Raw genomic sequence first — 1,820 nt, forward strand, 5'->3', positions numbered from 1 at the left:
CTGGAGGTCAATTAGATATTCTAAATAAACGTGCTTGGGCTTGTGGTATGGGAGTTAGTGAATTATATTATGATGGAAATACGCTCGGAAATATTTATGCAAGAAGAGTTTATGGAAATATGATAAGTAACTTATTATCAGAAGATTCTAATGCTCAGCCTCTTGCTTCAGCTTTTATAGATAATCCTTCTATAAATATTAGAGAGAATAATGGTAATGACAACCTTATTAATGCGTTATTAAATAAAAACCCGCAAAACCAATTCCCTAATATTGATGATATCACTGACTTAGCTAATCAAATTAATGCTTATCTAAATAGTGTGGAGAAAACGGCTGATCAAGCTATCACTTTGAGTGAAAAAACAAAATATAGTGATGTCGTTTCTCAATTAAAAGAATTCATTACAAAATCATTAAATGCTAATCATGGTATTGGTAATGTCAAACATTTCTTAGGTGATTTAAAAGAGCAGTTAACTATTTTCTTTAAGGAAATGGATGAAGAAGAAGAAAGCTTTATTAAAGAAAAACAGAATAATGAAAATGCTATTAAGAATGAAATAGAGAGTTTACAAAACATTTCTACAGGATTAGCTTCTTTTTTAAAGAAATCATCTATAAATGAAAGTAAAGAAGGTTTAGGAGACTTAGTTAATCGCCAAGCAATTACTATTAATGAAATTAAAAGACGGGTTTTCGCTAAGCAATTCTTAACAAAATTAATTGATAATGTAAATGATTATCAAACAACCATTGCTACACTTATTAGTAAATTAACACAAGTTAAAGAGAGTGCTACAAGCTTTGTTAATAGCATCATTAACTCAACGAATGAAAAACAAAAAACATTTATCATTGACTTGCACAAAGAAGATTTAGACAAGACATATGCTAAAGATGGAGACTTTTTAATTGCTGATTTCATTGCTACATTTAACGATACGCTTGATAATGGTATGTTATCTTTTGAAACATTAAAAAACGAGCAAATCGAAAAGATATTCTGGAAATATACAAAAGGACTACCTAAAGCTTTAGCTTTTAAAAATAAATCAATTGACGATGTATTAAGAGACTTATCTCCTGAGAAAACAAATGAAATAGCGAATAAGCTTATTGCTAAATCTCACGCATTATGGCAACAAAGCTCTAAGGGATACGCTATTGGTCAGCAATTATTTGATTATTTCGTTATTGGTTTACCTACAGCAAACTCAACTTTTAAAGACTCTTTTAAAAATTTAGTTCAAAATCAAAATATAGAATACGTTTCTACAGGAATTCACAATAAAGTTATTTGCTATAGAATGGAAGCTGCTTCTCCTATTTTTGGAGTTTTAGATGTAGAAGGATATGCTAGAGACCACGATAAAATTAAAGAGAATTCAAACTCTATGATTTACCATATTGACAAAAATTGGTTGACAAAAATGGAACGAACAAACTTCTCTATCTGGCCTGCAAAAAAAGAAGACAACAGCTTACAGGCTTGGGTATTAGCTTTTGGTTATGATCTTATTAAATTAGAGCCTACTACCAATAAATATAAAATATATTCGACCAAACAAGGTGACGCTTTAGATGGTTATTGGCTTGAGCTTTCTGAATATAGAGATGAATCTTTTGACATATTTAAAAGAGGCAAATTTATTGATGAAATCATTAGTAGTATTGAAGCAAAACAAGCACAAGATGGTGAACAACAAAGTAGTGTGCTAATCGCTGATATAAAAATGAACTATATCACAAATTATGCTCAGATAAATATTAGTCGTGATGATTTGAAAAAATCAATCTACAGCAAAGTTGCTGACTTA

The 1,820-nt window shown here is 29.8% G+C and carries 1 protein-coding gene; it reads left to right on the forward strand.

What is annotated here, in order from left to right; translation table 11 throughout:
* The coding region (locus BLT46_RS13215) for a hypothetical protein (RefSeq protein WP_176770757.1) at positions 1 to 1,820 on the forward strand (1,820 nt) is incomplete at both ends.

The sequence above is a fragment of the Myroides phaeus genome (assembly GCF_900099675.1).
Lineage (GTDB): Bacteria > Bacteroidota > Bacteroidia > Flavobacteriales > Flavobacteriaceae > Flavobacterium > Flavobacterium phaeum.